This is a genomic window from Clostridium intestinale, from assembly GCF_035905475.1.
GTDB lineage: Bacteria > Bacillota > Clostridia > Clostridiales > Clostridiaceae > Clostridium_T > Clostridium_T intestinale.
Map to the genome: position 1 here is coordinate 4218970 of NZ_CP121166.1, position 24727 is coordinate 4243696.

Annotated in this window: 24 protein-coding genes; 20 read left to right on the plus strand and 4 right to left on the minus strand. The window is 30.9% G+C overall.

Translation table 11 applies throughout. The features are described from left to right. Positions 1 to 25: 25 nt before the first annotated feature. From P8F83_RS21375 to P8F83_RS21440, 14 genes are all read left to right on the plus strand, one after another. A complete protein-coding gene (locus P8F83_RS21375) occupies positions 26 to 355 on the plus strand; it encodes a P-II family nitrogen regulator (RefSeq protein ID WP_326512588.1) in 330 nt (109 codons plus the stop codon). Positions 356 to 372: 17 nt separating this feature from the next. Next, complete coding sequence (locus P8F83_RS21380; RefSeq protein WP_326512589.1) at positions 373 to 756, plus strand: P-II family nitrogen regulator; 384 nt, start codon at positions 373 to 375, stop codon at positions 754 to 756. A gap of 23 nt (positions 757 to 779) precedes the next feature. Continuing rightward, positions 780 to 2363, plus strand: a complete 1584-nt coding sequence (nifD, locus tag P8F83_RS21385) for a nitrogenase molybdenum-iron protein alpha chain (RefSeq protein ID WP_326512590.1) — start codon at positions 780 to 782, stop codon at positions 2361 to 2363. Beyond that, on the plus strand, positions 2363 to 3727 hold the full coding sequence (gene nifK, locus P8F83_RS21390) for a nitrogenase molybdenum-iron protein subunit beta (RefSeq protein ID WP_238902202.1): 1365 nt from the start codon (positions 2363 to 2365) through the stop codon (positions 3725 to 3727). The genes nifD and nifK overlap by 1 nt, the downstream gene beginning before the upstream one ends. 81 nt (positions 3728 to 3808) lie before the next feature. Beyond that, positions 3809 to 5158 carry a nitrogenase iron-molybdenum cofactor biosynthesis protein NifE gene (nifE, locus tag P8F83_RS21395; protein WP_315111177.1) on the plus strand — a complete coding sequence of 450 codons (1350 nt, stop codon included), beginning with the start codon at positions 3809 to 3811 and terminating at the stop codon, positions 5156 to 5158. Positions 5159 to 5162: 4 nt separating this feature from the next. Further along, complete coding sequence (gene nifB, locus P8F83_RS21400; protein WP_073019226.1) at positions 5163 to 7841, plus strand: nitrogenase cofactor biosynthesis protein NifB; 2679 nt, start codon at positions 5163 to 5165, stop codon at positions 7839 to 7841. Beyond that, positions 7838 to 8146, plus strand: coding sequence for a 2Fe-2S ferredoxin (locus tag P8F83_RS21405; RefSeq protein ID WP_021803504.1), 309 nt, complete (start codon positions 7838 to 7840; stop codon positions 8144 to 8146). The genes nifB and P8F83_RS21405 overlap by 4 nt, the downstream gene beginning before the upstream one ends. A 33-nt stretch (positions 8147 to 8179) precedes the next feature. Continuing rightward, positions 8180 to 9187: a homocitrate synthase/isopropylmalate synthase family protein gene (locus P8F83_RS21410; RefSeq protein WP_326512591.1), complete on the plus strand. Its 1008-nt coding sequence runs from the start codon at positions 8180 to 8182 to the stop codon at positions 9185 to 9187. 15 nt (positions 9188 to 9202) lie between these two features. Next, entirely contained in the window at positions 9203 to 9970 is a 768-nt protein-coding gene (locus P8F83_RS21415; protein WP_073019228.1) for a beta/alpha barrel domain-containing protein, read from the plus strand. A 282-nt stretch (positions 9971 to 10252) separates the two neighbouring features. Then, positions 10253 to 12379, plus strand: coding sequence for a BglG family transcription antiterminator (locus P8F83_RS21420; RefSeq protein ID WP_326512592.1), 2127 nt, complete (start codon positions 10253 to 10255; stop codon positions 12377 to 12379). Positions 12380 to 12425: 46 nt separating this feature from the next. Beyond that, positions 12426 to 12908, plus strand: coding sequence for a PTS mannitol transporter subunit IIA (locus P8F83_RS21425; RefSeq protein ID WP_315111190.1), 483 nt, complete (start codon positions 12426 to 12428; stop codon positions 12906 to 12908). Positions 12909 to 12927: 19 nt separating this feature from the next. Further along, positions 12928 to 14085 (plus strand): mannitol-1-phosphate 5-dehydrogenase, encoded by a 1158-nt coding sequence (locus tag P8F83_RS21430; RefSeq protein WP_326512593.1) that lies wholly within the window; start codon positions 12928 to 12930, stop codon positions 14083 to 14085. A 298-nt stretch (positions 14086 to 14383) separates the two neighbouring features. Then, entirely contained in the window at positions 14384 to 15745 is a 1362-nt protein-coding gene (locus tag P8F83_RS21435) for a PTS mannitol transporter subunit IIBC (RefSeq protein ID WP_315111197.1), read from the plus strand. Positions 15746 to 15886: 141 nt separating this feature from the next. Further along, a complete protein-coding gene (locus P8F83_RS21440) occupies positions 15887 to 17908 on the plus strand; it encodes a carbohydrate-binding domain-containing protein (protein WP_326512594.1) in 2022 nt (673 codons plus the stop codon). Between the two features lie 48 nt (positions 17909 to 17956). Here P8F83_RS21440 and P8F83_RS21445 read toward each other — a convergent pair whose 3' ends face one another. Further along, the gene (locus P8F83_RS21445; RefSeq protein ID WP_326512595.1) at positions 17957 to 19231 is read right to left on the minus strand and encodes a sensor histidine kinase; all 1275 of its coding nucleotides are present in this window, start codon (positions 19229 to 19231) and stop codon (positions 17957 to 17959) included. Then, the gene (locus P8F83_RS21450) at positions 19232 to 19909 is read right to left on the minus strand and encodes a response regulator transcription factor (RefSeq protein ID WP_326512596.1); all 678 of its coding nucleotides are present in this window, start codon (positions 19907 to 19909) and stop codon (positions 19232 to 19234) included. A 198-nt stretch (positions 19910 to 20107) separates the two neighbouring features. Between P8F83_RS21450 and P8F83_RS21455 the strand changes: the two genes are divergently transcribed. From P8F83_RS21455 to P8F83_RS21475, 5 genes are all read left to right on the plus strand, one after another. Continuing rightward, positions 20108 to 20902, plus strand: coding sequence for a polyphosphate polymerase domain-containing protein (locus P8F83_RS21455; protein ID WP_238902191.1), 795 nt, complete (start codon positions 20108 to 20110; stop codon positions 20900 to 20902). Continuing rightward, positions 20845 to 21537, plus strand: coding sequence for a DUF4956 domain-containing protein (locus P8F83_RS21460; RefSeq protein WP_326512597.1), 693 nt, complete (start codon positions 20845 to 20847; stop codon positions 21535 to 21537). The genes P8F83_RS21455 and P8F83_RS21460 overlap by 58 nt, the downstream gene beginning before the upstream one ends. A 370-nt stretch (positions 21538 to 21907) precedes the next feature. Continuing rightward, positions 21908 to 22072 (plus strand): hypothetical protein, encoded by a 165-nt coding sequence (locus tag P8F83_RS21465; RefSeq protein WP_326512598.1) that lies wholly within the window; start codon positions 21908 to 21910, stop codon positions 22070 to 22072. Between the two features lie 305 nt (positions 22073 to 22377). Next, positions 22378 to 22818, plus strand: coding sequence for a MarR family winged helix-turn-helix transcriptional regulator (locus P8F83_RS21470; RefSeq protein ID WP_073019249.1), 441 nt, complete (start codon positions 22378 to 22380; stop codon positions 22816 to 22818). Between the two features lie 55 nt (positions 22819 to 22873). Further along, the gene (locus P8F83_RS21475) at positions 22874 to 23236 is read left to right on the plus strand and encodes a DUF1540 domain-containing protein (protein WP_326512599.1); all 363 of its coding nucleotides are present in this window, start codon (positions 22874 to 22876) and stop codon (positions 23234 to 23236) included. Positions 23237 to 23314: 78 nt separating this feature from the next. Here the strand turns inward: P8F83_RS21475 and P8F83_RS21480 are convergent, their stop codons facing one another. Both P8F83_RS21480 and P8F83_RS21485 read right to left on the minus strand, forming a co-directional pair. Beyond that, positions 23315 to 23695, minus strand: a complete 381-nt coding sequence (locus tag P8F83_RS21480; RefSeq protein WP_326512600.1) for a VOC family protein — start codon at positions 23693 to 23695, stop codon at positions 23315 to 23317. A gap of 16 nt (positions 23696 to 23711) precedes the next feature. Then, positions 23712 to 24038: a cupin domain-containing protein gene (locus tag P8F83_RS21485; RefSeq protein ID WP_326512601.1), complete on the minus strand. Its 327-nt coding sequence runs from the start codon at positions 24036 to 24038 to the stop codon at positions 23712 to 23714. Positions 24039 to 24231: 193 nt separating this feature from the next. Here P8F83_RS21485 and P8F83_RS21490 point away from each other — a divergent pair, with 193 nt between their 5' ends. Further along, positions 24232 to 24561 (plus strand): winged helix-turn-helix transcriptional regulator, encoded by a 330-nt coding sequence (locus tag P8F83_RS21490; protein WP_326512602.1) that lies wholly within the window; start codon positions 24232 to 24234, stop codon positions 24559 to 24561. The last annotated feature ends 166 nt before the right edge of the window (positions 24562 to 24727 follow it).

The following is a 24727-nucleotide window of genomic DNA, read 5'->3' on the forward strand; positions in this document are numbered from 1 at the left end:
ATGTGAATAAGAGGAGAGAGTTGTTATGTTAATGGTTCGTGCTATTATAAGACCTGAAAAAGTTGGAACAGTACTATCAGAACTTTTATCAGCTGGATTTCCAGAAGTGACTAAAATAGATGTATTCGGACGTGGAAAGCAAAAAGGAATTAAAGTTGGAGATATATATTATGATGAATTACCAAAAGAAATGATCCTAGTAGTAGTAAAAAATGAAGAAGATAAAGACGATGTTATAAGAATAATAATGAGAACTGCAAGAACAGGAATAAAAGGGGCTTTTGGTGATGGGAAAATATTTGTGTCTCCAGTAGAAACGGCGTATACCATAAGTAGTGGAAAAGAAGTCTTATAAAAGTTGAGGTGCTATAAATGAAAGAAATAATAGGAATTATTCGTTCGAATAAAGTAAATGTAACAAAAGAATCTCTCGCAGAGGCTGGATTTCCCTCATTTACTTGTAGAAAAGTTTTAGGGAGAGGGAAAAAATCATTAAATATGGCTTTAATTGAAGATTTAGTTCTTGATGAAAACATACCTGCCTCACCTGTAGCTGAAAATATATCAGAGCTTGGAAGACTTATACCTAAAAGATTATTCACATTAATAGTTAAAGATGAAGATGTAAAAAAAATTATAGATATAATTATAAAGGTTAACTCCACAGGAAATGCTGGAGATGGGAAAATATTTGTTTTACCAGTTAATGAAGTATATAGAGTAAGAGACAATAAATCTGGAGAAATAGTTATATAAAAGTAAATTTGGAGGTGAATTAAATGAGTACTATAGATAAAGTTTTGGATGGTTATAGTGCCAAAGTATTTAAAAATAGAAAAGCTCATATAGGAGAAATATCTGAAGAAGCACCAGAGTTAACTTCGAATGTAAGAACAATACCAGGAATAATGACAAACAGAGGATGTTGTTACGCAGGGTGTAAAGGGGTTGTACTTGGACCTTTAAAAGATGTTGCAGTAATTACACATGGTCCAATAGGTTGTGGTTTCTATACATGGGGAACAAGAAGGCATAAAGGAAAAAGTGATGAAAACACACAAAACTTTTTAGAATATTGTTTCTCTACAGATATGCAAGAAGGCGATATAGTATTTGGAGGAGAAAAGAAACTTAAACAAGCTATCAAAGAAGTAGTTGAGTTATTTAGCCCAAAATCAATAATGATTTGTTCTACTTGTCCAGTTGGATTAATTGGAGATGATATTCATGCAGTAGCAAAAGAGGCTGAAGCATTATATGGAATCAAAGTTCTAGCATTTTCTTGTGAAGGATATAAAGGGGTATCTCAATCAGCAGGTCACCACATAGCTAACAATGGTCTTATGAAAAATGTTATAGGAACAGGAAGTTATGTACCTAAAAAATTCTCAATAAACTTATTAGGTGAATATAATATAGGTGGAGATGGTTGGGAAATCAGCAGAGTATTAAAGAAAATCGGTTATGATATTGTATCAGTAATGACTGGTGATGGAAGTTACGAAGAACTTAAAAATGCACACACAGCAGATTTAAATATAATCCAATGTCATAGATCAATAAATTATATTGGTGAAATGATGAAAACTAAATATGGTACTGACTGGCTAAAAGTTAATTTTGTAGGTGTTGATGGTACTATAGAATCATTAAGATCAATTGCTAAGTATTTTGGAGATGAAGATCTTATAGAAAGAACAGAAGAAATAATTGCAGAAGAACTTCAAGATATCGAAGAATACATGGAATTATACAAAAATAAATTAACTGGAAAAACAGCAGCATTATTTGTTGGAGGATCTAGATCTCACCATTATCAAAACCTATTAGAAAGTTTAGGTATGAAGACTTTATTAGCAGGTTATGAATTTGCTCATAGAGATGACTACGAAGGAAGCGAAGTAGTACCATTTATGAAAGTTGATGCAGATTCTAAAAATATAGAAGAATTAAAATTAGAAAAAGATCCAGAAAAATTCAGATTAGTTATTCCAGAAGAAAGATATGCTCAATTAAAAGATGAAATAGCGTTAAACTACTACGGTGGTATGGAAAAAAGCATGGATAAGGGAGCAATAGTTGTTGATGATTTAAATCATTATGAAACAGAAGAGTTCTTAAAGTTATTAAAGCCAGACATATTCTTCTCAGGAATAAAGGATAAATTTGTAGCTCAAAAAGGTGGAGTTTTATCAAGACAATTACACTCATATGACTATAGTGGACCATATGCAGGATTTAAGGGAGCTGTAAACTTTGCAAGGGACGTTACTATGGGAATATATACTCCAGCTTGGAACTATACAGTAGCTCCTTGGAAAAAGGAACCTATATTAGAAGGAACATTAGGAGGTGTGGTATAATGTTAGATTTAACACCAAAAGAAGTAAAAGAGAGAAAAGCCCTAAAAATAAATCCAGCTAAAACTTGTCAGCCAGTTGGCGCAATGTACGCAGCATTAGGTGTTCATAAATGCATGCCACACAGCCATGGATCTCAAGGATGTTGTTCATTCCATAGAATGTACTTAACAAGACATTTTAAGGAACCAGCTATAGCTTCAACATCATCATTTACTGAAGGATCATCAGTATTTGGTGGAGGAAGCAATCTTAGAACTGCTGCTAAAAATTTATTTGAAATATATGATCCAGAAATAATTGCAGTTCATACTACTTGTCTATCAGAGACAATAGGTGATGACTTAAACTCAATTATAACTTCAATTAATATTCCAGAAGGAAAATACATGGTTCATACCAATACACCAAGTTATGTAGGATCACATGTAACAGGATTTTCTAATATGGTTTCAGGATTTATCAAATATCTTGCAACCTCAACTGGAACTTCCAATGGAAAATTAAATGTAATTCCTGGTTTCACAAATCCAGGAGATATGAGAGAAATGAAACGTCTTATGAAAGACTTTGGAATAGACTTCACAATGCTTCCAGATACAAGTGGAGTTTTAGATGCTCCTATGACTGGAACATATGAAATGTATCCTAAAGGCGGTACTAAGATAGAAGATATAAAGGCAATGGGAGACAGTGAATTAACACTTGCTCTAGGAAGTTTTGCTTCTGAGTTAGGAGCTACAGATTTAGAGAAGAAATGTAATGTACCATATAAAACATTACTTTTACCAATAGGAATTGGAGCTACAGATGATTTTATAATGGAATTATCTAAGTTCTCTAAAGGAGAAGTTTCAGAAGAATTAGAAGACGAAAGAGGACAACTAGTTGATACAGTAGTTGATTCACATCAATATGTATATGGTAAAAAAGTTGCTATATATGGAGATCCTGATACTGTACTTGGACTAACTAAATTTGTATTAGAATTAGGAATGATTCCTAAATATGTTATAACAGGTACTCCAGGAATAGCTTTTGAAAAGGCTGCTAAAGCTCTATTTGAAGAGTTTGGAGTAGAAGGATGTGTAGCAAAAGCTGCTAGCGATCTTTTTGAATTACATCAATGGATTAAAAATGAAGGTGTAGATTTATTAATAGGTGGAACTCATGGAAAATACATAGCAAGAGCTGAGGATATTCCATTCGTAAGAGCAGGGTTCCCAATTATTGATAGATATGTTCATTCATATATGCCAATAGTAGGATATAGAGGAGCTATGAGAGTTCTAGAATTAATTCTTACTGCATTAATGGATAGAATAGATAGAGATTGTGAAGATGAAGATTTTGAAATGGTAATGTAATTTATTTTTTAAAAAGGATTTTCAAGGGAGGAAATCTTCCCTTGGAAGTCCTTTTTTACTTTATAAGGAAGGTGATTTATTATGGAAGCAAAACCAGTAGCAGAAATTTTAGATGAAAGAAAAGATTTTATTTTTTGTAAAGAAGGCGATCATGGTAACTCTATGAAGTGTGATAGTGAAAGTGTATCTGGATCTGTTAGCCAAAGATCATGTGTATATTGTGGTGCTAGAGTTGTACTTAATCCCATAACGGATGCTTTCCATATAGTTCACGGACCTATAGGATGTGCTAGTTATACATGGGATATAAGAGGAAGTTTATCTAGTGGAGAAGAACTATATCGTAATAGTTTTTCAACAGATTTAAAAGAAAAGGATGTAATCTTTGGAGGAGAGAAAAAATTAGCTGGTGCAATAGAAGGAATCATGAAAAATCATTCACCTAAAACAATATTTGTTTATGCAACTTGTATAGTTGGAGTTATAGGAGATGATGTTGAAGCAGTATGTAAACAAGCTGAACAGAAATATGGAATTCCAGTTATACCAGTAATGTCTCCAGGATTTGCAGGACATAAATCCATGGGATATAAGACAGCATGCAATGCTCTTATGAATTTAATAGGAAGAACTAAGTCCCCTAAGATTAAAGGAGTAAATATATTAGGAGACTTTAATTTATCAGGTGAAATGTGGATAATTAAAAACTATCTTAATAATTTGGGGATAAATGTTGTTTCACAAATAACAGGTGATGCAAAGTGTGAGGAGCTTCAAAAAGCAGATGGCGCTAGTTTAAATATAGTTCAATGTGCAGGTTCCATGACATATCTTGCAAAAAGAATGGAAAAAGAAATGGGAGTACCATTTATAAAGGTAAGTTTCATGGGAATAGAAGATACAATGATTTCTCTTATAAATGTAGCTAATGCTTTGGGAGATAAAGAAATAATAAAAAGAACGCTAGCATTTGTAGAAAAAGAGAGAGCTAATTTAGGAAATGTACTAGAGAAGTATAGAAAAAACCTTGAAGGGAAAAAAGCAGCAATATACGTTGGTGGGGGATTTAAAGCAATATCATTAATAAAGCAGTTTGAAGAATTGGGTATGGAAACTGTAGTGGTTGGAACGCAAACTGGGAAAAAAGATGATTATGAAGTTATAGGTAACTTGGTAAAACCAGGAACAGTTATATTAGATGATGCAAACCCTTATGAACTTGAAAAGTTTATGAATGAAAAGGGAGCAGATGTTTTAGTTGGTGGTGTTAAAGAAAGACCTCTAGCATATAAGCTTGGTATAGCTTTTTGTGATCATAATCATGAGAGAAAACATCCTTTAGCAGGATTTGAAGGAGCTGTTAATTTTGCTAAAGAAATAAACTTAACAATAAATAGTCCAGTTTGGAAATATACAAAAGTTGGGGTGTGATAGTATGGGAGAACAATACGTAAACTTGACAGTTAATCCTTGTAATATGTGTATGCCTATGGGAGTAGTAAGTGCTTTTTATGGAATAAAAGGAGCAATGACAATCCTACATGGGTCCCAAGGATGCAGTACATATATTAGAAGGCACATGGCAACACATTATAATGAACCTATAGATATAGCTTCATCTTCATTAACAGAGCAAGGAACAGTTTATGGTGGAGAAAAAAACTTAATGAAAGGGCTAGAGAACCTAATTAAGTTATATAATCCTGAGGTAATAGCAGTAGCTACAACTTGTTTAGCTGAAACTATAGGTGAAGATGTTTCCCGTCTATCAAAAATATTTCATGAAAAACACCCAGATGAAAAAGTGAAATTAATACCAGTTCCATCTCCAGGTTATGGTGGAAGCCAATACGAGGGATATCTAAAAGCATTAAGATGTATAGTGGAAAATACAGAAATGGAAGAAGAGAAAAATAACAAAATAAATGTAGTTACAGGATATATAAGTCCAGCAGATGTAAGGGAATTAAAAGAGATTTTGGATAGCTTTGATATTGACTATATATTACTTCCAGATATATCTGAGAATCTAGATTCGCCAAGAACTGAGAAATACAACAGGCTATCAGTAGCAGGAACAGATATAAAAGATATATCAAAAATGGGGGGAGCTAGAGCAACAATTGAAATAAGCAGCTTTGTTAAAGATGATTATTCAGCTGGAAAATATCTTGAAGATAAATTTGGCATAAAAAACTATAGATGCAATGTGCCTAGAGGGTTAAGAGATACAGATGAGTTTTTAAAACTATTAAGTGAAATAACTGATAAACCAGTACCAGAGAGATATAAAGCTCAAAGAGGAAGATATATTGATGCTATGATAGATTCTCATAAATATAATGCCGAGGCTAGGGTAGTTATATATGGAGAACCGGATTTTGTTTACTCTACAGCAAGGCTGTGTGTTGAAAATGGTGCTATGCCAGTATTACTTGCTACAGGAACCTCTTGTAAAGAAATGAAGATATTAATAGAAGATGAATTAAATGAAGTGGCTGAGAGATTGTTTATAGATGAATATAAAATACTAGATAATACGGATTTTAAAGATATAGAAAAATATGCACTTGATCTTGGAGCAAATCTTATGATTGGAAGTTCCGATGGAAGAAGAATAGAAGAGAAGCAAGGGATTCCTTTAATAAGAGCTTCTTTCCCTATACATGATAGGATAGGTGGTCAAAGAATATTGAGTATAGGATATGTTGGTTCTTTAAACCTGATTGATGAAGTAACAAATAAAATATTAGAAGTTAAAGAAGGAAAATATAGAAAAAGTATTTATACTCAATTCTATAAAGAGGAGGGAAAGAAAGTGGAAGAAGTATCAAATGTAACAATAGAACCTAAATCAATTGATGAAAAAACTAAAACTCACCCTTGTTTTAGCTGTGGATCGGCTCATAAATATGCAAGGATACATCTGCCTATAGCACCTAAGTGTAACATTAGTTGCAACTATTGTTTAAGAAAATATGATTGTCCAAACGAAAGCCGCCCAGGAGTAACAACAGAAGTATTATCAGCACAACAAGCATTTGAAAAATATAAATTTGTAAAAGAAAAAATGCCTAACTTAACTGTTGTTGGAATAGCAGGGCCAGGAGACTCCTTAGCAAACTTTGAAGAAACTAAAAAAACTCTTAAGTTAATAAAAGAATTTGATAAAGATGTTACATTCTGCTTATCAACTAATGGTTTGATGTTACCATTTTATGCAAATGATCTAGTTGAACTAGGAGTTAGTCATGTGACTATAACTATGAATGCTGTAGATCCTAAAATAGGCGCAAAGGTATATAAATTTGTTGACTATTTTGGAACTAAGTATATTGGGGAAGAAGGCGCATCAATTCTTCTAAATAATCAGTTGCAAGGGCTTAGATTCTTAACAAGCAAAGGGATAGTCTGCAAGATTAATATCGTAATGCTTAAGGGGATCAATGATGAACATATAGAGGAAGTTGTAAAAACAGTAAAAGAATATGGAGCAACTATTACAAATATAATGCAGCTTATACCAGTTAAGGGAAGCGTATTTCAAGATATGCCTTTAGTTAGTAATAAAGAGCTAATGGATTTAAGAAAGACATGTGGAGAGCATATAGAGCAAATGTATCATTGCAAACAATGTAGAGCAGATGCTATAGGAACATTGGAAAATGATGAATCCATTAAATTTAGGAATTTTTCATCAAAAGATGGAGTAAAAGAGGAAGAATCAGCATTAAGATTTGCAGTAGCATCAAAAAGTGGAATGTTAGTAGATAAGCATTTTGGACATGTTACCGAATTTTATATATATGACTACAAAGAAGGGATTGTTTCTTTAGTTGAAAGAAGATCAGTAGAAAAATACTGCCAAGGATCAGAAGAGTGCGACGAGAGAGATGATAAAATATCAAAAATACTTAGATCAATTGAGGATTGTTCAGGAGTTTTAACATTGAGAATTGGTGATGCACCAGCCAATAGGTTAAAGGATAAGGGAATAAAGGTTTTTGTTACCTATGAAAGAATAGAAAAGGCCATAAAGGTTGCGGCTGAAGAAATTATAAAAAATAAAGAGGATAATAAACTAGTTTATATTAAGGAGGAAGAAATAATATGATAAGCCCAAAACATCATATATTTGTGTGTGCAAGTTGTAGAATCAATGGAACTCAAAAGGGGTTTTGCCATTCAAAGGATTCTGTAAATATACTTCAAAGATTTATAGAAGAAGTTGACGATAGAGATTTATCAGGAGAAGTTATGATAACTAACACAGGTTGTTTTTCAATCTGTGATAAGGGTCCTATAGTTGTGGTATATCCAGAAGGAACCTGGTATGGATCTGTAACACCTGACGATGTAGAAGAAATTATGGATAGTCACATAGAAGGTGGAGAAAAAGTAGAAAGATTACTTATATAGTATAAACTTAAGTGCAACTAAGGGGGAATATGCATGGAAAATAAAAAAATAACGATTATAGATAAAACTTTTGTTGCACTTTATGAGATTTATGGCGACAAGCTTAAAAAATTTAAAAATGAGCTTAGAGAATTATGCAATTATCTTAAATTAATAGGAGGGGACTATATTGAGGTTACCCCAAGGATTTTAGATATTTTACTACCCTTGCCCCAAGGGGTAGAATATATATTAAATGTTGAAAATAGATTAGAAGTGAACCAGTATGACAATGTAAATTTTATAATTTTTAACCTCAATAATATCCCCTCATATATCTTAGAAAAAGTTAACTTTATGATAGAAATAAATATAAATACGGTTAAAGATATAGAAATTTTCTCTAATTTTAAATTAGGGTTAAATGCTAATAATTTTATACGAATAACTGGATTGGATGATTTAATATTATATGACTATAAAAAAGTATTTTATAATTTAAAAGAAATATGGGGAGAAAATATAAATTTAAATCCAAAAAACAATTATGGATGTTCTACTGCAATAGCTATAGAATGGATAAAAATGATGGGAAAAAGTGTGACAACAAGTTTTGGAGGTATAGGTGGATATTGTGCATTAGAGGAACTTCTAGCTTCTAAAAACTTCATACTAAATCAACAAAATGATGAAGATTTATCAGTACTTCCTAAAATGGCAAGCTTACTTGAAAAAATAACAGGGAATGCGACACCAAGTAATAAACCTATCATAGGTAAAAATATATTTGAATTTGAATCTGGAATACATGCAGATGGAATATTTAAAAATCCAGAAATATACGAACCTTTTGACCCAACCAAAGTTGGAATAAAAAGAAGGTTAGTAATAGGAAAACATTCAGGAAAAATGGCAATAAAAAAGAAGTTGAGAGAATTGGGACTTCCGATTGAAGAAGATAGATTAGGAACAATGTTAGATAAGATTAGAGAATTAAGCACAAGAAGAGGAAGAGGCTTAAATGATAAAGAGGTATCAGATATATATAATAGTATAAAATGATTTAGGAGGTATTTCATGAATAATAATATATTTATAGTAGATACAACCTTAAGAGACGGAGAGCAAAGTCCTGATATAGCATTTTCATTAAAGAAGAAAATAGCTATAGCAAAGATAATGGATAATAATAAAATCTATCAAATAGAGGCAGGAATACCTGCCATGGGTGAAATAGAAAAAAGATGCATATATAAAATCATGGAGCAGAAGAAAAATTCATTGATATCTGTATGGAATAGGTTGAATAAACAAGATTTGATAGATTCTATAGATTGTAATCCAGATATTATTCATATAAGCATACCAGTATCAGATATACAGATTTACTCTAAACTTAAAAAAGATAGAAAATGGGTTGTAAATAAGATGAGAGAATGTGTTAATTTCGTTAAAGACAAGGATTATGAAGTAACGGTAGGATTTGAAGATGCATCAAGAGCAGATATAAATTTTATAATACACATGGCTAAAATATTAAAAGACTTAGGAGTAAATAGAATAAGATATGCAGACACTGTAGGAATACTTATACCATCTACTACAAGAACAGCCATTACTAATATATTAGAAAATGTACCTATAGATATAGAAATGCATGCACATAATGATTTTGGAATGGCACTTGCAAACTCAATTGAAGCAGCTAAAAGCGGAGCAAGATTTGTAGATTGCACTATGAATGGAATAGGGGAAAGAGCTGGTAACTGCAATTTACAAGAATTTATTAGAGTTTCATCTAGGCTTTTTAACATTAATGATGGAGCTTTGAAAAACTCAATATAAAAATAAAATTAGTATTTTAAGTATATATAGTGTGCTTTATAAAAAAACTAACTATTGTTCAATTTAATTGTAATATAGTTAGTTTTTTTATGGACTTATTTAATTATGTCACTTATTACAAAAGGATTTTTAGTTTTGTCACTAATACATTATGACTAGGATAGATTAAGTTTAGGTTGAATAAATAAGCTGTAAAAACTAAAATATATAGTATAAAAGGCTGAATTTACGAAGAAAACTAGATTCGTCGCATGAATTTAAGAGAGAGGTGTTTATGGAATAATGGGCATTACTTTAAGAGAAAAAGATATAATTATGTCCATAATTGAATCTGATAAAGATAATCCAATAACAATAAACGCTATAGCAGAGAAAATAGATGTAAGCTCAAGAACCGTTTTAAGAACTATACCTTATATAGAGAAATTTTTAAAAGCAAATGGATTTAATTTTGTTAGAAAACCTGGAGTTGGGTTAATATTAAAAGAAACTCAGGAAGGGAAAAAAAGGCTTTTAGAATTAGTAAATAATCAATTCTTAATAGAGGATTACTCGCCTAAACAAAGAGGGTTATTTATATTATGTGAGTTGCTTTTATCAAAGGAGCCTATCAAGCTTTATTATTTTACTTCTGTATTAAATGTATCAGAAGGAACTTTAAGTAATGATTTAGATAAGCTAGAAGGTTGGATAAAAGAAAGAGATTTAAAATTAGTACGTAAACCAGGACTCGGGATATATATAGAAGGAGAAGAAGACAAGACAAGGCAGGCAATAACTTCTATGGTTTATGAATTTGTAGATGAAGAACAAATTATAAACATAATAAAAGAAAAAATATCTTTAGATAAAAAAGATAAAAATAAGTTGGAATTAGATATAAAAAATAGACTGCTAAGTCTTATAGAAAAAGACACTATTAAAACTATAGAGAAATACGTTTCTCAATTAGAGGGTGAAGAAGAATTACATCTAGCAGATAGTGCATATATAGCGCTTATAGTACATTTATCTCTAGCAATACAGAGAATAAAAAATGAAGAGAAAATTGATTTTAATGAAGAAGCTCTAAATGAACTTAGAAACTTACCAGAATTTGATATAGCTAGAAAGTTATCTAAAAAGCTTTCCGAAGCTTTTAATGTTAGTATACCAGATGGAGAAATAGGTTATATAACAATGCATCTTAAAGGTGCAAAACTAGATATGGTGACTTCGAAGGAAGACTATAAAAATATTACCCAATTTCATTTATCTAAATTAGCTATGGAGATAATAAAAACAGCAGAAATTGAAACTTCCTATCCCCTAACAAAGGATAAGAAGCTAGAACAGGATTTAGTGAATCATTTAGGACCAGCTGTAAGCAGACTAAAAATGAATTTGGTTATAAGAAATCCGCTGTTAGACAGAATAAAAGAAGACTATAAAGATATATATAATGTCAGCAAAAGATGCTGTATGGTATTAAAGAATATAGGAAAAGGAACTATACCAGAATCAGAAATTGCCTATATAGCTATGCATATAGCAGCAGCTATAGAAAGAATAAAAAATAATCTAGCAAAACCAAGAATAATAGTAGCATGTGGAAGTGGTATAGGAACATCTAGATTATTATCAGCAAAACTTTTAATACTTTTTCCTAATATTGATATAGTGGATACTGTTTCTGCATTTACTATAAATGACAAAATGTTAATGGAAAAAGATATAGATTTAATTATATCCACAATAAACTTAGATGTTAAATTTCCAAGCATTATTGTAAGTCCTATGTTAACTGATAAAGACAAAGACAAGATAAATAAGTTTTTGAATATTCCGGTAAATAGGTATAGGATTTCTGGAAATGAAAACGGAGTATCAGTAAATAAAGAGCAGAAGTATGAGGATGTATTAACACTAACAAGTTATGGAAACGCAATAAAGTCATTATTAGATAGCTTTGAGGTTTATGAAGATAATGAAATAACCACAAAAGAAGAATTAATAGAAAAAACATCAATATTGTTTTCAAAAGATAATAATGAAAAGGCTCTTATAAAAGAAGGACTATTATATAGAGAAAAATTAGGATCAACATTTATAGAGGAACTTGGAATAAGTTTGTTACATTGTACTTTAGATTCCTTCCAAGGGGTAAAATTTGGATTAATAAGACCGAAAAAAGAAGTAGAAGATTTTCCAAATTTAAAAGTTGTTGTTGTAATAATAGTACCTAAGAAAAATAATACTATATTATTGAAAACAGTTAGTGAAATAAGTGAAGCTATAATTCAAGATGAAAATTTAGTGAAAGATTTTATTGTTAAAGATAAAGAACAGCTATTGAATTATTTAGAAAATTTATATACTAAGTTTTATTTTAAAATTGTTCAAAAAATTACAGATAAAAAAAGTTTATAATATCATTAATATAGAAATTAAAAAAAGAAAAAAGAGGTGCAAATAAATGTTCAATTTTTTTAAGAAAAATAAAAAAGAAGAAGTCGTAGTAGAAAATGAGAGTGATATATTAAGAAAAGCTAATATAAGATTAGGTTTAGAATCAGTTGGTAAAGTTGAAGCTATAGAGATGGCAGGAAGATTATTAGTTGAATCTGGATATGTTGAAGAAGAATATATTCAAGCTATGAAAGAAAGAGAAGAAGTTGTAACAACTTATATAGGCATGGGGGTTGCTATACCTCATGGAATAGGTGAAGCTAAGAAAAATATAAAAAAATCAGGAATAGTAGTATTACAATTCCCAAATGGAATACAATTTGATGATGAAAAAGCATATTTAGTTATAGGTATAGCTGGAATAGGTGATGAACACATAAAAATACTGTCCAATATAGCAGTAGTACTAGAGGATGAAGAAATAACAAAAGAGTTATATACAACTGGAGATAAAGACAAAATATACAAACTTTTTGCTAGTGCAGTATAAAATAATAGGAGGAAGAGATATGAAAGCTATACAAATAGGAGCAGGAAATATAGGAAGAGGATTTATAGGTGAACTTTTAGCTCACTCTGGTTTTGAGGTTACTTTCGTAGACGCTAACAATACCGTTGTCGAGTTAATAAATGAACTTAAAAATTACACTGTGCATGTATTAGATAATGAAAAAAGAGATGAAAAAGTCGAAAATGTTTCAGCCTTAAATATAAATGATGAAAAATTAATGGATGCAATACTTGAAGCAGATATAATGACTACAGCAGTAGGGGTAAATATATTAAGCAGAATAGCAGAAACTTTAGCAAAGGGAATAAAAAATAGATTAGCTAAAGGGGTAGAAAAGAATTTAAACATAATAGCTTGTGAAAATGCAGTAGGAGCATCAGAAGTTTTAAAAGAAGAAATATTTAAATATTTAACAGAAGAAGAAAAGGAAACTGTGGATAAATACGTAGGTTTCCCTAATAGTTCTGTTGATAGAATTGTACCTCCAGTAAGTGAAAAAATGGAGAATCCATTAGATGTAGTAGTAGAAAATTACTATGAATGGAATGTAGATAGAAATGGATTTAGAGGAGAAATTCCAGAAATAAATGGAATGAATTTAACTGGAAATCTTATAGCATATGTAGAGAGAAAGTTATTTACTTTAAATACAGGTCATGCAATAACTGCGTATTTGGGTAATTTAAGAGGCTATAAAACCATAGAAGAAAGTATAAATGATAATGAAATCTATGAAGTTGTATACCATGCTATGGTAGAAAGTGGAGATGGATTAGTAAAGAAATATGATTTTGACAGAGAAGATCACTTAAAGTATATAGATAAGATAATAGCTAGATTTAGAAATCCATATCTTCAAGATGATATAAAGAGAGTAGGAAGAGAACCTATCAGAAAGTTAAGTAAAGGTGATAGACTAGTTAAACCTCTATTAACCTCTATGTCATATGGTATAAGTACAGAAAACTTACTACTAGGAGTAGGTGCTGTATTATATTACAATAACCCAGAAGATCCTCAAAGCTTAAAATTACAAGAGATAATAAAAGAAAAAGGAATCAAAGGTGCAGTTCAAGAAGTTTCTGAGATATCAGATGAAAACATACTTATAAGTATAGAAAGTAAGTATGAACAAGTAAGAGAATTATTTAAATAATGTCATGTATGTGTATAAAAATAGTTAGCAATTTTGTTGCTAACTATTTCCATTATAATAACATTTATTTTTGAGAAATATATAAGTTGAATAGCTGAAATCTATAGAGTAGATAGGGACTTAAAAAAAACCATAGGGCTACAACTCAGTAAAATCAATGGTTTAGAAGTGTCACTATCTAGATAAAAAGATATAAAAATTTGTCACTAACCCTTGGTGACAATGTAGCAGTATCTATAGATTGAAATCATACTACCTGTAAACGTATAATGAAAGTATCAAAAGGAGGTAATAAAAAATGAGTCAAAATGGTGGATTTAAAAACAAAGTTCAAGTATTCGGTAAATTCCTTAGTGGAATGGTACTTCCAAACATCGGTGCTTTTATAGCATGGGGACTTATAACAGCTTTATTTATACCAACAGGATGGATACCAAATGAATATTTTGCTAAATTAGTTGGACCAATGATAACTTACTTACTACCATTATTAATAGCATACACTGGTGGTAAGACTGTAGGTGGACAAAGAGGTGGAGTTATCGGTGCTATAGCTGCAATGGGAGTTATAGTTGGAGCAGATATGCCAATGTTCCTAGGTGCTATGATAGTAGGACCTTTAGCAGGATGGGTAATCAAGAAGTTTGACAAAGCAGTAGATGGAAAAATACCTGCTGGATTCGAAATGTTAGTAAACAATTTCTCAATCGGTATTTTAGGTATGATATTAGCAATGCTAGCATACACAGGTATAGGTCCAGTTGTAGTAGCAATAACTACTATACTACAAGGTGGAGTTGAAGCTATGGTAAATGCAAATCTTTTACCACTAGTATCAATATTCATAGAACCAGGTAAGATATTATTCTTAAACAATGCAATTAACCACGGTATACTTAGTCCATTAGCAGTAGAACAAGTTAAAGAAGTTGGTAAATCAGTATTCTTCTTACTAGAAGCTAACCCAGGTCCAGGACTTGGAATATTACTTGCATACTTTGTATTTGGAAAAGGATCTATAAAAGATTCAACTCCAGGAGCAATAATCATACATTTCCTAGGCGGAATTCACGAAATATACTTCCCATATGTATTAATGAACCCAGCATTAGTATTAGCAGTAATAGCTGGTGGAGCTAGTGGAGTATTCACATTCTCAATATTAGGTGCAGGACTTGTAGCAAGCCCATCACCAGGAAGTATATTAGCTATAATGGCATTAGCACCTAAGGGATCATTCTTATCAGTAATTGCAGGTGTTGCTGTTTCAGCAGTAGTTTCATTCTTAGTAGCTTCAATATTTGTTAAAAATGCTAAGGTACAAGATGAAGAAGATTTAGAATCAGCTAAAGAAGCTGTACAAAGCTTAAAAGTTAAAAAGACTGGAAAAGTAAACAAAATAGTATTTGCATGTGATGCTGGAATGGGATCAAGTGCAATGGGAGCTTCAAAAATAAGAAGCAAAGTTCAAAAATTAGGCTTAGATATAGAAGTAACTCATTCATCAGTTGATGAAATACCAGGAGATGCTGATATAGTTGTAACTCAAGAAAATTTAGCAGACAGAGCAAGAAAAAGCTGCCCAAGTGCTGAATTAGTAACAATTAAAAACTTCATGTCAGATCCTAAGTTAGATGCTTTAATAGAGTCTTTGAAATAATATAAACTTATAACAAAGCTACCTAGTAGATAGAAATTAAATTTCTATACTAGGTAGTTTTTTTTGTATTTAAATTAATTCATTTAAGGTTTGTTTAAGTTGTGGAGAATAAAATAAACCTATGAAATGGAGGAATTAAATATGAATAGAAAATCAATATATAGCAAATTAATAGCAGCACTTTTGTGCACAAGTTTTTTATATTCATGTACTAGAGGTACAGCAACGAATACAGACACTTCAAGTAATACAGCAACAGAGCAAACAATAGCTGCAATAATAGGTGATAAGAGTATAAGCACAGTAATAAGTGAATTAGTTAGTTACGATGAAGAAGATAGTTATACAGATTGGAAAAATGAAAGTCTTAATTACATTAAATTAAATGGAGCATCAGCCACAGTAGAAGGAGATGGGGTAGAGGTTAAGGATAGTACAATAACTATAACAAAAGCAGGTGTTTATGTATTAAGTGGAACCTTAACAGATGGTCAAATACTAATAGATAATGAGGATAAAGGTGTAGTTAGATTAGTATTAAATGGAGTGGATATAACCAACGGCGATAATCCTGCAATATACTCTAAAAAGGCAGGAAAAACTATAATATCCATTGAAGAAGGCACAGTAAATAAATTAACCGATGGAAAAGAATATTCATTAGAAGATTCAGAGGATGAACCAGATGCAACTTTATTCAGTAAAAATGATCTTACTATAAATGGGTCAGGTAAGCTGATTGTAAATGGTAATTACAGTAAAGGGATAAAGACAAAAGATGATTTAAAAATAACTGGAGGAGATATAGAAGTAAATTCTGTTGATAATGGTATAGTTGGAAGAGACTTAGTTGCAGTCAATTCTGGAAACATTACTATAAATGCAGGAGGAGATGGTATTAAATCTACAAATGATGCAGATACAACTAAAGGTTTTATAGCAATTGAAGGTGGAAAATTCAACATAGAGGCAGAGCAAGATGGAATACAGGCAGAAACTTACTTGCTTATAAAAGAGGGTGAATTTAATATTACAGCTGGTGGAGGAAGTGAAAATGCACCTGCCAAGACCAATAATGATATGGGAGGGCCAGGAGGATTTGGAGGACAACAAGGTGGAAATACACAGCAAACCTCTGAATCAAGTAGTACAGATGATACCACAAGTACCAAAGGTCTAAAAGCATCAGGAGAGATAGGAATAGCTGGAGGAACATTTAACATAAATTCTGCTGATGATTCGGTACACACAAATAATAGCATCGTAATAAATGGAGGAGCCTTATCATTATCAGCTGGAGATGATGGAGTGCATGCTGATAATACTTTAGTTATTAACGATGGAAAAATAGATATATCAAAAAGTTATGAAGGGCTTGAGAGTGCAGTAATAACTATAAATGGAGGAGATATAAATATAGTTGCCAGTGATGATGGAATAAATGCAGCTGGAGGAGATGATGAATCAGCTCAAAATAATGCACCAGGACAGGCGAATGAAAATAATAAATTGGTTATAAATGGTGGTTATATTATGGTTGATGCATCTGGAGATGGATTAGACTCAAACGGATATATTTATATGACAAATGGAACTGTGATTGTTAGCGGACCTACAAATGATGGAGATGGAGCCTTAGACTATGATGGAAGCTTTGAGATGACAGGCGGATTATTAGTAGCTTATGGAAGTTCAGGAATGGCACAAGCAACATCAGATAGCTCAACACAAAACACAATTAGCATGATTTATACTAGTAAACAACAAGCTGGAACAATAGTGCATTTAGAAGATAGTGATGGAAAAGATATTATAACTATAGCGCCTAATAAGGATTATCAATCTATAGTTATAAGTTCACCAGAAATACAAAAAGATAAAACTTATACATTATATTCGGGAGGAGCATCAACAGGAGCAGCAAAAAATGGACTTTACACTAACGGAAAATATACTAATGGAACAAAAGTAGTTGATTTTTCCATATCTAACTCAGTAACTTGGTTATCAGAATCAGGGGTAACAGAAGCTAGAACTAACCAAATGGGCCCAGGAGGCGGTCAACAAGGAGGAATGAAAGGGCAAGGTGGTAAAGGAGGAATGCAAGGAGCACCAAATGGTGATAGACCAACAGAGGCGCAACAACCTCAAACCAATAAATAAATTAATGAAAAGCTATTTCACTAAAATAATTAGTGAAATAGCTTTTTATCATTTATTTTTAGGTAATTCAATAGAAAAGGTGGTTTCTTTATCAACAATGCTTTTTACAGATATTTTTCCGTTATGTTGTTCAACTATGGCTTTGGCTATAGATAGTCCTAGTCCATATCCACCACTATCTCTCGCTCGAGATTTATCAGTGCGATAGAATCTATTAAAGATCTTGGAGATATGCTCTTCTGGAATTCCTTTTCCTGTGTTAGTTACAGATAAATTGATTTTATTATGGGTTTTATTTAGAATTAGATTTATTTTACCTTTTTTATCTGTATATTTAATAGCGTTATCAAGGAAAATCATTATAACTTGTTTAAGCTGTTCTATGTTACCAGATACTATTAAGTTAGGTTCAATATCATAATGAAGAGCGATATTATTTTCAAATACGACTCCTTCCATGGTCAAGATAATATGTTCTACGGCTTCACTTAAGTTAAAATCAGAAAAAATCATCTTTACATCTGAATAATCTACTTGAGCTAGATATAATAAATCACTTGTTAGTTTATTCATTCTTTCAGCTTCAGATTTAATATAGTATAGCCATTTAGATTGATTATGTATGAAGTCATCTTTATTTGAAAGAAGTACGTCAACATTTGTATTTATAACGGTTAGAGGTGTTTTAAGCTCATGAGATGCATCAGCTATAAATTGTTTTTGTTTGTCAAAGGCTTCTTTTATAGGCTGAATTGATCTATTAGCAAAAAATCTACTAATTAGGAAAATGATTATTAGCATAAAGAAGGCGACAATTGTAAATGTATAAATCAAACTTCTGAGAGTATTTTTTTGAAAGGTTATGTCTAAAAAATATAAGTTATAACCACTAGAAGTATGATTTATAACAAAGGCTAAATCAGTATCGTCAACTGAAATATATCCTCTATTAACCTTCTTATTTATAGCTGCCTTTTTTGCTGATTCATAAAATTCATCAGAGATACTAAAGCGTGAAAAAGTGCTTATCTTGTTCCAATTGCCATCAGTAGTAACTGTGAAAGCATACCTTTCCATAGGACCTTGCCCTTTAGTAAAATCATTTTGGGGTACATCCATCTGTTTATCATTAGGCATGTCATCATTAGTTTTAGGTTTGTTACCTTTAGCATCACTTCCTGAAAGCTTATCTAAATCCATATCTATCTGAGTGTAGATATCTTTATGAGTTATTGCATAAATAGAAGTAAAGGAAATAAGAAGCATTATAGAAATAATTACTAGATTGAGAATTAGAAATCTATTTCTAAGCTTTTTAAACATTTATTTTTTAACCTCCAAGATATAACCAGCCCCACGTATGGTTTTAATCTCAACATCCGCATCTAAAAACAAAAGTTTTTTCCTTAAAAAAGATATATAAACTTCTACATGATTATGCTCAACCTCAGAATCAAAGCCCCATATCTTCTCTATTATTAACTCTTTAGAGGTAACAGCGTTTTTACGTATAATAAGCAGTTCTAAGAGTTCACTTTCCTTTAATATAAGCTTAATTTCTTTATCATCCATAGATAATTTTAAAGTGGCTGGATTTAGTTCAATAGAGCCTGTTTTTAGGGTGTTGTCTGTTATAACTTCACTTTTGCGTCTTGAAAGAGCACGTATTCTAGCTAATAACTCTTCAGTTGCAAAAGGTTTTGCTAGGTAATCATCCGCGCCAGTATCTAGCCCTTTAACTTTATCAGAGATATCTCCTTTTGCAGTTAAAAGTATAACTGGAGTAGCTATTTCCTCCTTTCGTAAATGCTTTAGAATTGTTAATCCATCCATTTTAGGAAGCATTATATCTAATAGTATAATATCGTAAATACCACTTAAAGCATTGTCTAATCCATCTTCACCATCATGAACTACATCTACAGTATAATTATTTTTCTTTAATATTTGAGATAAAGCCTCTGATAAATGGATCTCATCTTCAACTACTAAAATCCTCATAATATTCCTCCTGTTAAAGTAGTTTTTATCCTAATTATATCATAGCTAAGCTTAAATGAAGCTTAAAGGGGGAAGAGGATAGACATTAGCTTAAAAAAGTCTTTAAGGTTGGTTTAAGGTTAAAAAAGTAAACTTTAAACATAGATTATTAAGTTCTTGTTAACAAAGATTAATGAAATATTATAAGGAGTGAGTTACATGGCTATAGAAGTGTTTAATAGATACGAGAACAAATTTCAAATGAATAAGGAATTATATATGGATTTTAAGAGAGAATTACTAAAACGTATGGAAATGGATGAATTCAATCAAAATGATGAATTCTATAAAATATCAAATCTTTATTACGATACAAAAGATGACTTATTAATAAGAAGATCCTTAGATAAACCTAAATATAAGGAAAAAGTTAGACTAAGATCTTATGGAGTACCTGAAGAAAATGACAAAGTATACTTAGAGGTTAAGAAGAAGTTTAAAGGCATAGTTAACAAAAGGAGAACAACCTTGAAGTTAGATGAAGCCTACGAATTCTTAGATACTGGTATTAAGCCAGAGTATAAGGAATATATGAACAAGCAGGTATTAAAGGAACTATCTTATATATTGAAGATATATGATTTAGAACCAAAGGTTTATATAGCTTATGATAGAATAGCTTATTTTGAGAAAGAAAATCGTGAGTTTAGAGTAACTTTTGATACTAATATAAGAACCAGAAGATATGATTTAAAACTTGAGTATGGTGATTATGGAAATATTTTAGTGGAAGATGATTTATGGCTTATGGAAGTAAAAGCAGAAAACACTGTGCCATTATGGTTTTCAAAATTACTTTCTGAATATAAATTATATAGCTCAAGTTTTTCAAAATACGGTAATGAATATAAAAATATGATAAAAAATAGTATGGATGCGAAAGGAGAACTTAACATATGCTTGAATCAATATTCAGCTCAACAACCACAACAACTGATTCCACAATATCTTTAGTAACTGCATTATTAATAATAGGGGCCTCATTTATCCTAGGAGGAGTAATTAGTACTACCTATATGAAAACGAGCAGTAAAAAGTTATACTCACAAAACTTTGCACTAACCATGGTACTTTTGCCAGCTGTAGTTGCTATAATAATATTATTGATAGGAAGTAATGTTGCTAGAGCCTTTAGTTTAGCAGGAGCATTTTCAATAATAAGATTTAGAAGTGCCCCAGGTGACCCAAAAGATATATCATATGTGTTATTTGCTATGGCAGCGGGATTAGCTACAGGAGCTGGCTTTATAGGTTATGCAATATTATTTACAGCAATCCTTTGTGCACTTATGTTTATATTAAGTTTAATAAACTTTGGGAATAAAAATGTATCAGAAAAGTTATTAAAAATATCTATTCCGGAAGATTTAGACTACGAAGGCGCTTTTGATGATGTATTTGAGAAATTCACAACAGGATATGAGCTTAAAAAAGTTAAAACAACTAATTTGGGAAGCTTATTTGAATTGGTTTATACCGTAACAATGGATAAAACAGTAAGTCAAAAGAAATTTTTAGACGAGCTACGTTGTAGAAATGGAAACCTAAATATAGCTTTACTTATGGCTCCAGAAGCTACAGAATACTAAGAAAAATATTTAATTTATCCCCTTTAGAATAAAATTAACAGAATGTTAACAATTGAACATGGCAGTTTTAGGCTATAATATCAATGTTATGGAAATGCGCGTTTTCATAGCCAAGTTAGATAAAATAAGAATCTAATGGCAACTGATTCAATTTACTTGCACCGAAAGGTGCTCTTTTTTTGTAGTTTTTTAAGAAAAATTAGTGAAAAATATCATATTTATATAAACAACTAATTAGCGTGCGAACTATATTTATGTACAAGCAATTTGTAGAAAATAATTTTTGTAAATGTTGCGAGCATTTTCCATAGCAAATACATCTAATAAGTGTAACCTTAGCTAAGGAATGATAGAAATAGGGGGAGAGAGGATGCAGGTAATACCTTTCATAAAAATTAAAGCTAAAAAAGAGTCAGTAATTACTTCGATAAAGAATGGTGCACATTATTGCTGTAGAGGCTTCTTCTCAAGCCTCATTAAAGTCATTCTTGTTAAGATTATGTTTAATAAAGAGTTAAACACCTTGTTGCTGTAGAAGCTGTTTCTCAGGCTTCATTAGATTCATTAAATACTATGTTTAATAAAAAGTTAAAAAGTTAAATGTTTAAACATTTAAAAAGAAAAAAAGAAAAACATTTAAAAAGTTAAAAAGAAAAACATTTAAAAAGAAAAACATTTAAAAAGTTAAAAAGACTCTTTTATTCTGATGGGCTTCTCTTAAAGCTCCATCAAATTCATTTTCTCAAGAAAGATACAAAATTAGAAATTCAGAGGTTTTTATTGATGGAAAGACGTTTTTAATATATTATTAGTTTGTATACTAACCATATGGAGGATAATATGGATAATAATATAGGTACGTTAATTAATAGATCATCAAAACTTTTAAAGAATAAAATAAATATATCCTTAGAAAATTTGGGACTAACAGCAGTTCAGTGGTCTGTTTTGAAGGACATTTATAATATAGAAGAATTAAAGGGGGATATAGAAGAGCTAACCCCTTTAGAAATAGGAAGAAGATTAAATTTAGATAAAGCAACTTTATCTGGAGTTATTAATAGACTTATAAATAAGGAATGGATAGAAAAAATTAAAAATCCTAAGGATAAAAGAAGTTTTTATTTACTATTAACGCAAAAGGCGTTATATAATATGGAAGAGCTTGAGCAAATAAATAATGAGACTATAAAAAAGGCAGCAGAGGGTTTATCTAGCCAAGAAATAAAGCTATTAGAAAAGTATTTAGAAACTTTTATAAAAAACTTAGATAATGAATAAAAGCCTTTCTTTTGTAGATAATAGATATGAAATATAAAAGAAGGAGCTGGATTTTATGAATAAACTTGGATGTAGCGCTATGGATTGTGTTAACAATATATCTGGATTATGTTCTGCAAATGTAATATTAGTAACAGGACATGATGCTTCTAGTTCTTCAGGAACTCAGTGTGGTACATTTGCTGAAAAAAGTTTTAAAAATGCTGTTACTAGTGTTGGAAATACTAATTATGTTGGTGAATTAAAACAGATGTTTTCAAATAATAGCGGAATATTAATGTCTCCAGAAGTTAAATGTGAAGCAAAAAAATGTGCATACAACAAAAGAGGAGAATGTTCAGCAGATAACCTAGTTATATTTGGGCCAGAGGCTAGAAGTTCTTATGGAACAGCCTGTGAAACCTTTATAGAGGGATAAAATTTTAATATATAATGAAGATAAGGTAAAAGCATATAATGATAAAAGCTTTTACCTTTTTGATTTTATTTAATTAGTTTAACCTCTAAATTCAATGTGTTCATCATCAGGACCTTTGAAGACAACACGTTTCCACCCTTTCTCTTCAGGGGTTCTTGGACTAGGAATATGTGGTTTAGCAACGATGGGTACACCAGCCTCAACTAATTTAGAGTAGTCTTCATCAAAGTTATCACTAATAAGGCAAAAATGTGATCCAGAATTTATTTTTTTCTTTGTCCAATGCTCAAGTTCTAAAACTGTGTTACCTAATTTAAGATAGACGACTTTTTCAATTTCTGGTATGCCGGGGACATCATGTTCAAAGTATTTTTTAAAACCAAAGTTTTTTTCATAAAATTCAATAGACTTTTCTCTATCTTTAACAGAGATTGCTACATGGTCAATGTGAGTAAACATTAATTAATACCTCCTATTAATTATCTTTTGGTAGCTGAAGTTTGATTTGTAATACAACCCAATTGGATGAGGAGGTATTGTTGAATCCATGAGTTTCACCATGTGGTGAAAAAATAATATCTTTTTCCTTTATAGAGATTGGTTCATTATTTATGGTAATGGTACCTTCTCCAGAAATTATATAAAACACCTCATCAATATCTGAATGCTTATGGTCTGGGGTTATCTGACCAGGGGTGTAAAGTAAAAGACCTGTATCTAGCTGACCTTCTTTAAATATTCCTTTACGTGCACTTTTATCAGCTACAAAGTCTGTAATGTTATCAATATTAAATTTTTGCATTACTATTTCTCCTTTATATGGTTATAATATCTAATATTCAGCAATCATAATGAACTGATACAAGCGCTTGAATTTATATATTAACTGCTGTAAAATCATCATAGTATAGCAACTTTCTTTTTGCAATAAGGCACTTTTTAGTTAAGTACTTACCAAATGGTATGTATTGAATAAAGATGAGGTGGGGAATAAAATGCCATGTGATAAACATTGTCCAATTGAGCATACAGTTAATTTGATTGGACATAAGTGGAAGGTATTAATTATTAGAAACCTATTAAATAAAGGGGTTCAAAGATTTTCAGAATTAAGTAAAGGAATTAATGGAATAAGCCAGAAGATGTTAACTCAACAACTTAAACAGTTGGAGTCTGACGGGATAATAGAAAGAAAGGTTTATGCAGAGGTTCCTCCTAGAGTAGAATATTCATTGACTGAAATTGGATATTCATTAAGTCCAATTTTAGATTCTATGAATACATGGGGTATTTCACATATAAAGCATAATGATGAAAAGATATAAATGTAATTAAAGTAAAATAGGCATTGAATTTTTAATATAATAATGAGAAGGTAAAAGCATATACTAATAAAAAGGCTTTTACCTTTTTTGTTGATCAAGCTGTGAATAAATCTGAAGTAAGTGTGGATAATAGTTGCATGAAAAAATGTTAACTGATATTCTAATA